This is a genomic window from Serratia sp. Res13-Sevr-LER1-36-b, from assembly GCF_015673035.1.
GTDB lineage: Bacteria > Pseudomonadota > Gammaproteobacteria > Enterobacterales > Enterobacteriaceae > Chania > Chania fonticola_C.
Window position 1 is genome coordinate 305333 of sequence record NZ_JADACK010000044.1, and the last position, 12494, is coordinate 317826.

The following is a 12494-nucleotide window of genomic DNA, read 5'->3' on the forward strand; positions in this document are numbered from 1 at the left end:
TTCTTCACTATTAATGGGCGTTGCGCAGAGCCTTCACCTGCTCTGCGGTGATATCCGCTGGCAGCCCACCCCAAGTGACACGCAGGTAATTCACCAGCTCGGCAATTTGCGCATCATCCAGACGATCGGCAAAGCCCGGCATGCTCTGCATACTTTCGTTGCCGGGGAACTGCTGCGCTGGTAGCCCGTCCAGCACCGAAACGATCAGGTTCTTGCCGTCTGGTTGGCGCAGCGTGGCGTTATCACGCATCGCTACCGCAACATGCGGTATACCTGCACCATCACGCTCATGGCAGGCGGAACACTGATCGAGATAGGTGATACGCCCGGCATCGCTGCCCTGCCCGATTTTAGCGGCAACCGGCTGTGGTGGCTTGTCGCCCATCAGGTAGGTCACCAACGCCCGATGATCTTCCGGCGTCAAATGACGAGTGCTGAGATCGACGACCATGTGCATTTCGCTAAACGCCGAGCCCTGCGGCGCTAACCCGGTGCTGAGGAAACGGCTTAGATCCTCTGGCGTCCAGCCGCGCTGAGCCAAAGCCTGTGGCGTGATATCCGGCGCGATAAACCGCCCCAGATCGCCGCCCTGCATCGGCTTGCTCAGTTCCATCTGCCCCAGCATACCCCGTGGCGTATGGCATTCACCACAGTGGCCAAGCACGTCAGACAGGTAACGGCCACGCTGCCATTCGGCGGAGTTCCCCTGCGAGCTGGCCGGTAACGGATCGCTGTTGCGGAATAGCAAATTCCAACCGATCAACGCCATCCGCTGGTTGAACGGGAATGGCATATCGTTGGCTGGAATGGCCACATCCACAGCCGGGCGCGACATCAGATAGGCATAAATAGCATCCGCATCCTCACGCGAAATGCCTTTGTAGGAGGTATAAGGCATCGCCGGGTACAGATGGCGGCCACCCGGAGCCACCCCCTGCGTCAACGCCAGGAAGAAATCATCCTTGGTCCAGCGGCCAATACCCTGATCGGCAGAAGGCGTCAAGTTGCTGCCATAAATGGTGCCGAACGGGGTATCCAGCGGATAGCCTCCCGCCAGCGGTGCCCCACCAGCGGCGGTATGACAGGCGGCACAGTCGGCAGCCTGCGTCAGGTAACGCCCACGGGCAATCTGTTCGCTGCTGGCGGTAACCTGCTGGACTGGGCCGTCGTAGCTGCGGTTTTCCCGCCACCAGAGTACGGCGATGACAATCGCCGCAATCAGCACAATCAACAATGCGAGACGTTTTTTCATTACGCCGTCTCCTTCAGCAGGCCTGGGGTTTTCAGCACCACGTCACGCACCGCCTCGTAATAACGGACATAGCCGGTACAGCGGCAAATATGGTTTTCCAACGCCTGCTCAATCGCGCCTTCCAACTGGTCACGCAGGATTGGCTCACGCTTGAGCTTCTCGACAAAGATGGTGGCCGCATTGACAAAGCCCGGCGTGCAATAGCCACACTGGAAGCTGTAGTGATCGAGGAACGACTGCTGGATAGGCGAGAGTTCAACCACTTCGCCCTGATTATCCACCTGCGCAACGCCTTCGATGGTGCGTACCTGTTTGCCATTGAAAAAGTGAGCACCGGTGATACAGGTACGGATTTCTTCGCTGGTGCCACTTGGATGGTCGAGGATCGCCACGCAGGCGTGGCAAATACCCTGCCCGCAGCCGAGACGTGAGCCAGTCAGATCGAGATATTCATGCAGAAAATCGATCATCATCAGCCCTTCCGGTACCTCGATAGGGCCATATTGTTTGCCGTTAATGGTCAGGGTAATGGGTTGGGTTTTAATGCTCATGGTAACACCTCAAGAATATTTTCGGCACGGACGGGCAAATCACGGAAACGATGACCGGTGGCATGGGCAATGGCGTTAACCAGTGCAGCGACCACCGGGATCATGACGACTTCCGCCATTCCTTTCGGCGGATCGGTTTCCGACAGCGCAGGCAGGATGTCACCGGTCTGTTTCCAAACCGCCACATCGCTGGCGCGCGGCAAATGGTAACGGTTAAAATTCCAGGTGCCGTTACCCGGCCCATCTTCGTACAGCGGTAAATACTCATGCAGCGCATGGCCGATCCCCATCGCCAAACCGCCCTGCAACTGGCCAGAAACCAGCTCAGGCACGATCAGGTTGCCACACTCCATGATCGAATGATGATTCAGCAGTTCGACCTTGCCGGTGGCGATATCCACCGCTATTTCCGTCAGCGTACCCACGGCGCTGTAATAGGTCACAGCGGCGTTATTACGCTGGGTTGGCGGGTAATAAACCTGCTCACGCTCCAGAGCGCTAAACTCGCCGTGGCCAGTGCGTATCGACAAGCCGTCGACAGGCAGGCGCTCGCTGTGATTATTCAGCTTGAAGTCCGCTTCCGCCCACTGCCAGCGGTTGAAGACATGCACCACCGCGCCGGTCAGGTTGCCCATCTGATAGGCTTTCTTCGCCAACAGCTCAAACGGCAATATCTGCATACCGGCCGCCGTCAGGCCACCTTCCACCCAGCGAGCATCTTCTTTACGCACCACCAGCGGTGCCGCCTGGCCACCACCTATACCCGACTGCCAGATAGACAGCGCGGCAGGCCACAGCCCCTGTTCAAACACCAGCCGGGCCGCTTCACGCGTGCTGTGCGAGAAATAGTAAGCGGAATTGCTGGCGCTGGAAGGAGAACAGTAGCTTGGCGTCCAGTTCGGGTTGGTTTGCAGCTTGTCCTGCTCATCCTGCGACATCGTGTAGGGATCGCCGCTGGTCACCATCGGCAACAGGGACCAATCGGTCACCGAGAAATGAGCCTCATCTGCCGGTTTCCCCAGCCATTGTGCACATAGCACCGACTGCGACGTTGACATACCGGTGCCCATTTCGGCCCCGCTGTGATACAGCGAGATACGCCCGTCCTCGCTGAACTCCACACGAGCAAAGGAGGTTTCAGCCCCGGTGCCAAAGTCTTTCTGCACGCAGCCAAAGCCTACGCCATAGCGTTTGCCGGGATTCTTACTCTCAAACTCCACCTTACGCTCGGCTCGTTTGCGCCACATCTCATGCTGTGAGGCTTTTACCAGCACTTCATCGGCGCGAATAGCCCCTGCCGGGATCGCCCCCTGGGTATTTTTCATGCCGGACTTAAGCACGTTGCGCAAACGAAACTCGATCGGATCGAGCTTCAGCTCTTGTGCCAATTCGTCCATCATCATCTCGGTGGCGGCCATGCTTTGCAACGTGCCGTAACCGCGTGCGGAACCCGCATCGATGGCACGAGAGGCCAGCCCGACCGAGGAAAGATCGCTTTTCGGGAAGTAGTAAATCGACTGTGCCGCCGTAGCCCCCACCATCACTACCGATGGCGTAAAGTTACAGCGCCCACCACCGTCGGCGGTCATTGCCCCTTGGAAGGCCTGCAATACGCCGGTCTGTTTGTCTACCGCAATGCGGTAATCCATATCGAAGGCATGGCGTTTGATCGAGGTCTGGAATTGCTCATAGCGGTCATTAGCCAGCCGCACCGGTAGCCCGTCACCGTACAGCGCGGCAACCGCACCGTAATACGGGAAGTTATAGTGATCTTTCGAGCCGTAGCCCACGGTGTAGCACGGGTGCAGGATTAGCTGTTTAACCGGCTGATGACGTTTGGCCAACATGCGTGGCATTTCGTCCGCTACCTCCTGCGGGGACTGGGTCGGGATCACCAGATGCAGGGTCTGGCTGGCGGTATCAAACCAGCCATTGGCGTTGTCCGGCTCCAGGGCCGAAGTATCAACAGATTGCGTGGTATAGCGGCGTGACATTACCAACCAGTCCTGCGGTGGGGTTTGCAGTTGGTCGGCAATCATCCCGGCGTAATACATGCCTTCCTGATCCAGCTTGCCGCCCTCACGCCCTTCCGGCCACACCGGCAGATGTCTGCGCATCGAAAGTGGGAAGATAGGAGTATCTTTCAGGCTGGAGAAGCGATCGTCATCGAATGGCTTTTCGCCCCCGACGCGCACGTAGCGGAAGCTGCCCCATGGATCGCGCTGTAACGGGCCGGTTTCAGTACCATACTGGATCACTTCGTCGTGGAATTTCAGCTTGTCTTTGGCAAAGCGGAAACGAGCAAAATCATGATAGATCAGGATTGCCACCGCATGGCCGAGATAGGCTGGGGTTTTCCCTGTGGGCAGCAGCATGTCATCGCCATAAAACGCCGGGAAGGCCAAACCATCACGCTCAAGATCTTCCGCCGTCACTATCCGATCCGGTTGCAGATCGTCACCCAGCAGGGAGAGATCGATACCGGTAAACAGACGATCGGCTTTCGTGGCGCGCAGAATAAAGGCATGAGCCTGCTGCTGCGGCCAGTGTGGCATATCAACGGCACGAATATCGCGGGCAAACACTTTCTGGCCCATGACCTTGGAGCGGCCATCGATACGGTAGCGAATGCGTTTAGTCTGCGCATCCCAGTTGGGCGATTGCAGGATCTTCTGCTCAAACAGCGCGGCATAAGCGCGGCTGTAAAGAGGCGCGAGGTAGACTGACACCCCCGCTATCACGGCACCCTTGATAAAACGGCGTCGTGACGGGTTGAAATTGCTCATAAAATATCCTTTACGTTCTTATCTACCCCCTAACATCTAGATGCAGGCATTAGCGCCTTAACCCGAAGGCTGGAGGTAAGTCGTTTTTTATCGGTTTTGTTGCGCAACCGCTGGTAACCTTGCCGAAGACGTTATAATCATAAGCTTATAACCAAAATTATGTGAGTATTAACATTTTGTTTTCATAAAATGAAACACTTGGAAACATGTAATGCATCTAATCTATAGTGTGGCTGATTTGCGCAAACGCGGGCAAAAGAGATGACGACAGGTATCGTAATTACCGCCGCCGGGCGGGGTGAGCGTTTTATTCAGGCCGGTGGCAGTGGCAACAAGCTTAACGCCCTATTACAGGGCAAGACGGTGTTCGAACATACGCTGCAACAGGCGCTAGCCTCCGGTTTACCGGTGCAGGTCGTCACCCGGCCAGAAAACCTGCCGGTGCAACAGGTTTGTGCCGCATATCAGGTTCCCTGCACCTTACTGGCCAGCGGTGGGCTGGGTGAATCTATTGCCGCAGGCGTTGCCGCAACCGCAAACTGGAATGGCTGGCTGATCCATTTAGCGGATATGCCTTTTGTCTCGCCGCAGATCTTTGTGCAGGTAGCAGCAGCGCTGAGCCAACACAACATCGTTCGCCCCAGTTTCCAGCACCAACCCGGCCATCCAGTGGGGTTCACCGCCATTTTGCGCAAACAACTGTGTGCATTGCATGGCGATAATGGTGCGCGAGAGCTGCTACGCAGTCACGGGGAGGTTTACCTACTCCATCTCGACCAACCGGGCATCGTGCAAGATATCGATCTCCCTTCCCAGCTAGTAGCGAATGAGTCCATTAATTAATGCAACACCTTGATATCACCGTAGTTGGCCAGGCAATCAACTGGCTGGAACAGCAGCCGGTGTGGCTGTGTACCGTATTGAACACTTACGGCTCATCACCACGTTCTCCAGGCGCGTTGATGGTGGCTACCCGCGACGGACACTATTGTGGATCGTTATCCGGTGGCTGCGTGGAAGAAGACTTCTTGCGCCGTCTGGCTGAGGGGGAATATCAAGCCGCCAGTCAGGTGATCCGCTATGGTGCTGGCGGGCTAACCCCCAGCGTGGCGCTGCCCTGTGGTGGCGTGCTGGACGTATTGATCGAGCATCTGCCCGCAGGCCCTGCCAGCATTAGCTACTTGCGTAATATTGCCGAGGCCTTGGCTGGCCATCATGCCCTGGTCAAGCACCTGACCTTGCCCAATGCCTGTAGCGCGCTGGAAACCACCAGCTTTGCCAGCGCCACCCAGGTCGTACGCAACCAACAGGAGATCCAGTTGCACATCGCCGCCGCTCCTCGGCTGCTGATTGCCGGGCTTTCTAGCGTCGCGCTGTATTGCGCCGACTTTGCCAGCGCACTCGGCTTTGAAGTGTTGGTATGCGAAAACCGCCCGGAAGCGTTGGAAAACTTCGCCACACAGCTCAAACCACATATCACCTTGCTACGCCAGTTCCCAGCCAAATTCATTGAGGCAGGCGGTTGCCACGCCAACACCGCGATTGTGGCGCTGACCCACGATCCGCGTATGGATGATTTAACCCTGATGGAGGCGATCTACACCCCGGCGTTTTACATCGGCGCGATGGGTTCCCAACGGAACAGCGATCGCCGCCGCCAGCGGCTGCAACAGATCGCCGAATTCAGCCCACAGGAACTCGGCCGTATCCATGCGCCGATCGGCCTGCCGCTTGGCAGTAAAACTCCGGCGGAGATCGCGCTGGCCGTGATGGCCGATATCGTGCAGCAGAAGAACCAACTCCGCCAACCCATTTGAATACCTGACGCGATCCTTCGGCTATGACAAATCATTGGCCGGTCAAAATGAAAGCGATTACACAAATTGGCATATAAAATCACCAATCCTATTTTAAACCATGGTTTAACATCTCATATTCATGATGTTAAATCGTAATACATAAACACATTAAGTGTAACCGATTACACTAAATGTGATCGATAGCACGTTAAATCATCACCTAGACCAATAACATTGCCTATTAACGAATCATCTATCTGGTTAACCGAGGCCGTTATGAGTACATCATCAACAAGTAAAGGCAGATCGAATGCCCAAATGACCTTCTTTGTCTGTTTTCTGGCAGCACTGGCAGGCTTACTGTTTGGGCTGGATATCGGCGTGATCGCCGGAGCATTACCTTTTATTGCTCATGAATTCCAAATCACTTCCCAACAACAAGAATGGGTGGTGAGCTCAATGATGTTCGGTGCAGCAGTTGGCGCTGTCGGCAGTGGCTGGCTCTCTTACCGGCTGGGGCGCAAATACAGCCTGATGATTGGCGCCGTGCTGTTTGTCATTGGCTCGCTTTGCTCTGCTTTCGCCCCCAACAACGACATTCTGCTGGTTTCCCGCGTTCTGCTCGGCCTGGCAGTAGGCATCGCATCCTTCACTGCCCCGCTGTACCTTTCTGAAATCGCGCCTGAACGCATTCGCGGCAGCATGATTTCCATGTACCAGCTAATGATTACGATAGGGATCCTGGGGGCTTATCTGTCCGATACGGCTTTCAGCTACAGCGGTTCATGGCGCTGGATGCTGGGTATTATCACCCTTCCGGCTTTGTTGCTGTTTGTTGGCGTGTTCTTCCTGCCCCGCAGCCCTCGCTGGTTAGCGTCACGTGGCCGTGATGCAGAAGCCAGGAAAGTGCTGGAAATGCTGCGAGATACGACCGAACAGGCGAAAGCCGAACTGGATGAGATCCGTGAAAGCCTGAAAATCAAGCAAAGCGGTTGGGCACTGTTCAAAGACAACAAGAATTTCCGCCGTGCGGTCTATCTTGGCGTATTGCTTCAGGTTATGCAGCAGTTCACCGGCATGAATGTCATTATGTATTACGCGCCGAAAATTTTCGATCTGGCCGGTTTTGCCAGTACAGCGCAACAAATGTGGGGAACGGTGATCGTCGGGTTAGTGAACGTGCTGGCAACCTTTATTGCCATCGGCCTGGTGGATCGTTGGGGCCGTAAACCTACGCTGAAGCTGGGCTTCCTGGTGATGGCCATCGGCATGGGGACATTGGGTACCATGATGAATATCGGCATGAATACGCCTGCGGCTCAATACTTCGCGATACTGATGTTGCTGATGTTTATTGTCGGTTTTGCCATGAGTGCCGGCCCGCTGATTTGGGTATTATGTTCAGAGATCCAACCGCTTAAAGGCCGTGATTTCGGTATCACCTGCTCAACGACGGTAAACTGGATCGCCAACATGATCGTGGGGGCCACCTTCCTGACGATGCTCAACAGCCTGGGCAGCGCGCATACCTTCTGGATCTATGCCGGGCTGAACCTGGTCTTTATCTTCATTACCATTGCCCTGATACCTGAAACCAAAAATATTTCTCTGGAACATATCGAGCGAAATCTGATGGCAGGGAAACCGCTACGGGAGATTGGTTCACACTGATCGAGGTCTTTGATTATCGCCCGTTTCGGGCGGTATTTACATCCGCAACGGCAATCAGGAGCGCGGGTTGGTTTTCTCTGCGAAGGCTTTGTCTGGCACTATTGGGATGAGATACTCATATTCCAGATACAGCTCTTCGTCACCATCGAGCGAGTAGCTATGCTGCGCAATATCGTACCCTTCCCGGCGTACCAGATTAAACTGCGGCAGAAGTTTGGTATAAACGCTGGCAATATGTTCGTGAAGGGCCACCGGTTTGCCAGCATAGCGAAAGCGACAATAACCGCCGCTGATTTCCGGAAGTTCCGGCAACGATTTACCTTTGGCGATCGCTTTATCAACCGCAACAAAATAGTCGACCTTCACCCGTTCACCATCCGGCGTAAAATTGGTTAGCGCATAAAGTTTGTCTGGATTTAAACTAAACTCGTCACAAAAACGATCCTTTATTCCATCACGAATTGCCGCGTGGGATTCGCCCAACTGTTCAATCTCGATGTGATAAGAATAATACTGACCGGCCAGCGAGTAGCTGTCTGGTTTAACCTCAACATAATCAATAGAGATATCGCTAGGTTGATTCAGCGACAGCGATTGCACCAGATGGCTGAAGTCACAATTCTGGGCCTTACGGTAGGCGCTAGGTGTGACAGAGAAATGTTTTTTGAAACAGCGTGAGAATGTCTGTTGGGAATCGAACTGATATTCCAACGAAATATCCAGAATGCTTTTCTGCGTAAAGCGTAATGAAAAGGCCGCCAGATAGAGGCGACGAGCGCGGATATAAGCAGCAAGTGGCAGGTTGGTCTGTCGGCGGAACATGCGCTGCAGATACCATTTCGAGTAGCCGGATTTTTCGCAAACAATATCCAGTGATAGTGGATTGCGTAGGTTATTTTCTATCCAGACCAGTAATTCTTTGATATGCGTTTCCTGCGTCACCATTACTCTTCCTAGCCAAAATTGTCCACGGCAATGGTATACAGATTTATTTAGAGCGTCCAAAGCGACGACACTATTTTACAAAGGTTGACGAATTCATCACAAACATCACAGCTTGTTACTCAAAATACAAGCCGCCCACCAGGGGCGGCTATCAATCAGATTACTTCACACAGCGCGTACATTGAGATTCCTGGATCTTCTGGAAGAAATCATTCCCTTTGTCGTCCACCAGAATAAAGGCCGGGAAATCTTCCACTTCGATTTTCCAGATAGCTTCCATACCCAGTTCAGGATATTCCACACACTCCAGGCTCTTGATGCTCTGCTGTGCCAGCACCGCCGCCGGGCCACCAATGCTGCCAAGATAGAATCCGCCGTGCTTGTGGCAGGCATCCGTCACCTGCTGGCTGCGGTTACCTTTGGCCAGCATGATCATGCTGCCGCCGTGTGACTGCAACAGATCGACATAGGAGTCCATGCGCCCTGCCGTGGTTGGCCCCAGAGAACCTGAAGCATAGCCTTCTGGCGTTTTGGCCGGGCCCGCGTAGTAGATCGGGTGATCTTTCACGTACTGCGGTAAACCTTCGCCACGATCCAGACGCTCTTTCAGCTTGGCATGGGCAATATCACGCCCAACGATGATGGTGCCGCTCAGGGAAAGACGGGTAGACACCGGATACTGTGACAGCTGCTTGAGAATATCGGCCATCGGGCGGTTCAGGTCCACCTTGATCGCTTCCCCTTCACCCGCGCGGCGCAGTTCCTGTGGAATAAATTTACCTGGGTTATGCTCCAGTTTCTCCAGCCAGATCCCCTCACGGTTGATCTTGCCTTTGATATTACGGTCGGCGGAGCAGGAAACCCCCATCCCCACCGGGCAAGAAGCGCCGTGGCGTGGCAAACGCACTACGCGCACGTCGTGGGCAAAGTATTTGCCGCCAAACTGTGCACCCAGGCCCAAATTCTGGGCTTCTTTTAGCAGTTCCTCTTCCAGTGCCACATCGCGGAACGCCTGGCCATGTTCGTTGCCTTCGGTTGGCAACGCATCATAGTATTTGGTTGAAGCCAGCTTCACGGTCTTCAGCGTGGCTTCCGCCGAAGTGCCACCAATTACAAAGGCCACGTGGTACGGTGGGCAGGCCGCGGTGCCCAGAGTACGCATCTTGTCGACCAGATAGTCTTTCAGCTTACCTGGGGACAGCAGCGCCTTGGTTTCCTGATACAGATAGGTTTTGTTGGCCGAACCACCGCCCTTGGCGATACACAGGAATTTATACTCGTCACCATCCACGCTGTAGAGATCGATCTGCGCAGGCAGGTTGCTGCCGGTATTGACCTCCTGGTACATATCCAGCGCGGCGTTTTGCGAATAGCGCAGGTTGTCTTCGATAAAGGTGTTGTATACCCCACGCGACAGGGCTTCTTCGTCCCCACCACCGGTCCAGACGCGCTGTCCCTTTTTACCCATGATGATCGCCGTGCCGGTATCCTGGCAGGTTGGCAAAATACCCTTGGCGGCGATTTCTGAGTTACGCAAAAATTGCAGCGCAACGTACTTGTCGTTTTCACTGGCATCGGGGTCATTGAGGATATCCGCCACCTGCTGCTGGTGCGCAGGGCGCAACATGAACGAGGCGTCGTGGAAAGCGTGCTGGGCGAGCAGGGTCAGGGCTTGCGGGTCAACCTTGAGGACTTCCTGGCCGGCAAATTCGCCGACGGAAACGTGGTCACGGCTTAGCAGATAGTATTCGGTATCGTCTTTCTTCAGCGGGAACGGATCTTGATAATGGAACGGTTTATTCGACATTGATCTCTCACTTGCAACATCAGCTGCGTTAAATTCACACTTACCCAGCGTGCTCGGGGCGCGCTGCGTCAAAAAAACTCCCCACACCTTACGTATTTTTAGGTAGTCAGTTATTGCGCCAAATCGCAAAATAACCTGTATTAACGTAGGGACTTAACGCTGGCGATGTTTTTCTGACCTCATCCGGTGAGAACTGCGGGTACAGACTCATCATGCACGGATTATTATCCCGCAGTTAACACAATGATTACAATCGAAGTGAGTCGATCGGCTTATCATTGTGGGAAAATAGCTGCGTCCATCTAGAAACGATTTCCTTACTGCTCCCGTTGCCAGCCGCCGCATCATTGCTTAAGCTAGCGCCATTATGAACAGAGTAAGAATCCCCATTGCGCTGCAACAGGCGGTAATGCGCTGCCTGCGAGACAAATTGCAGCTGGCGCGGCAGCATTTTGCCGTCGAGTTCCCAGAGCCCAAGATCCTGTATCAGCAACGCGGCACCAGCGCGGGCACCGCCTGGCTGCAAGCCTGGGAAATCCGCCTCAACCCAGTGCTGCTGATGGAAAACCAACAGCCGTTTATCGACGAAGTGGTCCCCCATGAGTTGGCTCACCTGTTGGTGTTCCGCCAGTTTGGCCGCGTGCCGCCGCATGGCCGGGAATGGCGCTGGATGATGGAAAACGTATTGCAGGTTCCCGCCAGCCGTACCCACCAGTTTGAGACCCGCTCGGTACAGAGCAAAACCTTTCCCTACCGCTGCGATTGCCAGCAGCATCAGTTGACCCTGCGCCGCCATAATCGGGTGATGCGCGGCGAGAGCGAATACCGCTGCCGTCAGTGCGGTGAAAAGCTGACATTTTCCGGTTAACCAAAGCCGTTAACAATAATATTTATAAGTTAAAACAATCTATTATCTCTATTTGCACCTATCGGTGACTTCCGTTACCCTGCCTGCCTTTCCAATTTTGAGCTGTTTTGGAATATGCATCGCAAAATTTTATTTTTAGTCGTATTGACGGCCTCCAGCGGCACGCTAGCCAAGGGGATTAATAACTTTACCCAGGCCAAGGCTGCTGCCGCCAAAATCAACCAGGACGCCCCAGGCAGCTTTTATTGTGGCTGCAAGATCGATTGGCAAGGTAAGAAAGGCATTCCCGATCTCGCTAGCTGCGGCTATCAGGTCCGTAAAAATGCCCAACGCGCCGGGCGTATCGAGTGGGAACATGTGGTTCCAGCCTGGCAGTTCGGCCATCAGTTGCAGTGCTGGCAACAGGGTGGGCGTAAAAACTGCAACAAGGATCCGGTTTATCGCCAGATAGAGATCGATCTGCACAACCTGCAACCCGCCATCGGTGAAGTAAACGGTGACCGCAATAACTTTATGTACAGCCAGTGGCGGGGTGGCGAAGGGCAATACGGGCAGTGCCAAATGAAGGTGGACTTCAAAAACAAGCAAGCCGAGCCACCGGCCCGTGCGCGAGGTGCCATCGCACGCACTTACTTCTACATGCGCGATCGCTACCAGTTGCCGCTTTCACGCCAGCAAACCCAACTGTTTGAAGCCTGGAACCGCCTATATCCGGTCAGCGCCTGGGAATGTCAACGTGAAGCACGCATCGCCATAGTACAAGGGAATCACAACCCTTATATTCAACAGGCTTGTCAGCAGCAAAAAGGCTGACC

General features: G+C 54.5%; 10 protein-coding genes. 5 read left to right on the forward strand and 5 right to left on the reverse strand.

Annotation, left to right across the window (positions count from 1 at the left end):
* Positions 1 to 10 precede the first annotated feature (10 nt).
* From IMQ33_RS25230 to IMQ33_RS25240, 3 genes are read right to left on the reverse strand one after another with little or no spacing between them, the layout of a single operon-like run.
* On the reverse strand, positions 11 to 1252 hold the full coding sequence (locus tag IMQ33_RS25230; protein ID WP_024528346.1) for a cytochrome c: 1242 nt from the start codon (positions 1250 to 1252) through the stop codon (positions 11 to 13).
* Positions 1252 to 1803, reverse strand: a complete 552-nt coding sequence (locus IMQ33_RS25235; protein ID WP_065684544.1) for a (2Fe-2S)-binding protein — start codon at positions 1801 to 1803, stop codon at positions 1252 to 1254. Before IMQ33_RS25235 ends, IMQ33_RS25230 begins: the two co-directional genes overlap by 1 nt.
* Positions 1800 to 4589 carry a xanthine dehydrogenase family protein molybdopterin-binding subunit gene (locus tag IMQ33_RS25240; protein WP_065684545.1) on the reverse strand — a complete coding sequence of 930 codons (2790 nt, stop codon included), beginning with the start codon at positions 4587 to 4589 and terminating at the stop codon, positions 1800 to 1802. Before IMQ33_RS25240 ends, IMQ33_RS25235 begins: the two co-directional genes overlap by 4 nt.
* A 261-nt stretch (positions 4590 to 4850) precedes the next feature.
* Between IMQ33_RS25240 and IMQ33_RS25245 the strand changes: the two genes are divergently transcribed.
* The 3 genes from IMQ33_RS25245 to IMQ33_RS25255 all read left to right on the forward strand — a co-directional run bounded on the left by IMQ33_RS25245 (position 4851) and on the right by IMQ33_RS25255 (position 8059).
* Positions 4851 to 5432 carry an NTP transferase domain-containing protein gene (locus IMQ33_RS25245; RefSeq protein WP_161711681.1) on the forward strand — a complete coding sequence of 194 codons (582 nt, stop codon included), beginning with the start codon at positions 4851 to 4853 and terminating at the stop codon, positions 5430 to 5432.
* Positions 5432 to 6406, forward strand: a complete 975-nt coding sequence (locus tag IMQ33_RS25250) for an XdhC family protein (protein WP_065684547.1) — start codon at positions 5432 to 5434, stop codon at positions 6404 to 6406. Before IMQ33_RS25245 ends, IMQ33_RS25250 begins: the two co-directional genes overlap by 1 nt.
* Positions 6407 to 6664: 258 nt before the next feature.
* The gene (locus IMQ33_RS25255) at positions 6665 to 8059 is read left to right on the forward strand and encodes a sugar porter family MFS transporter (protein WP_065684548.1); all 1395 of its coding nucleotides are present in this window, start codon (positions 6665 to 6667) and stop codon (positions 8057 to 8059) included.
* 54 nt (positions 8060 to 8113) lie between these two features.
* Here IMQ33_RS25255 and IMQ33_RS25260 read toward each other — a convergent pair whose 3' ends face one another.
* Entirely contained in the window at positions 8114 to 9004 is an 891-nt protein-coding gene (locus tag IMQ33_RS25260) for a helix-turn-helix domain-containing protein (protein WP_065684549.1), read from the reverse strand.
* A 160-nt stretch (positions 9005 to 9164) separates the two neighbouring features.
* Complete coding sequence (gene fumA, locus IMQ33_RS25265) at positions 9165 to 10811, reverse strand: class I fumarate hydratase FumA (protein ID WP_024484031.1); 1647 nt, start codon at positions 10809 to 10811, stop codon at positions 9165 to 9167.
* A 367-nt stretch (positions 10812 to 11178) separates the two neighbouring features.
* Here fumA and IMQ33_RS25270 point away from each other — a divergent pair, with 367 nt between their 5' ends.
* Together IMQ33_RS25270 and endA are read left to right on the forward strand one after the other, a co-directional pair.
* Positions 11179 to 11679: a SprT family zinc-dependent metalloprotease gene (locus IMQ33_RS25270; RefSeq protein WP_021806282.1), complete on the forward strand. Its 501-nt coding sequence runs from the start codon at positions 11179 to 11181 to the stop codon at positions 11677 to 11679.
* 114 nt (positions 11680 to 11793) lie between these two features.
* Positions 11794 to 12492 (forward strand): deoxyribonuclease I, encoded by a 699-nt coding sequence (gene endA, locus IMQ33_RS25275; RefSeq protein WP_024528353.1) that lies wholly within the window; start codon positions 11794 to 11796, stop codon positions 12490 to 12492.
* The last annotated feature ends 2 nt before the right edge of the window (positions 12493 to 12494 follow it).

Coding starts and splice junctions, on each gene's coding strand:
- IMQ33_RS25230 (WP_024528346.1), bottom strand. CDS start 1,252: ATGAAAAAACGTCTCGCATTGTTGATTGTGCTGATTGCGGCGATTGTC.
- IMQ33_RS25235 (WP_065684544.1), bottom strand. CDS start 1,803: ATGAGCATTAAAACCCAACCCATTACCCTGACCATTAACGGCAAACAA.
- IMQ33_RS25240 (WP_065684545.1), bottom strand. CDS start 4,589: ATGAGCAATTTCAACCCGTCACGACGCCGTTTTATCAAGGGTGCCGTG.
- IMQ33_RS25245 (WP_161711681.1), top strand. CDS start 4,851: ATGACGACAGGTATCGTAATTACCGCCGCCGGGCGGGGTGAGCGTTTT.
- IMQ33_RS25250 (WP_065684547.1), top strand. CDS start 5,432: ATGCAACACCTTGATATCACCGTAGTTGGCCAGGCAATCAACTGGCTG.
- IMQ33_RS25255 (WP_065684548.1), top strand. CDS start 6,665: ATGAGTACATCATCAACAAGTAAAGGCAGATCGAATGCCCAAATGACC.
- IMQ33_RS25260 (WP_065684549.1), bottom strand. CDS start 9,004: ATGGTGACGCAGGAAACGCATATCAAAGAATTACTGGTCTGGATAGAA.
- fumA (WP_024484031.1), bottom strand. CDS start 10,811: ATGTCGAATAAACCGTTCCATTATCAAGATCCGTTCCCGCTGAAGAAA.
- IMQ33_RS25270 (WP_021806282.1), top strand. CDS start 11,179: ATGAACAGAGTAAGAATCCCCATTGCGCTGCAACAGGCGGTAATGCGC.
- endA (WP_024528353.1), top strand. CDS start 11,794: ATGCATCGCAAAATTTTATTTTTAGTCGTATTGACGGCCTCCAGCGGC.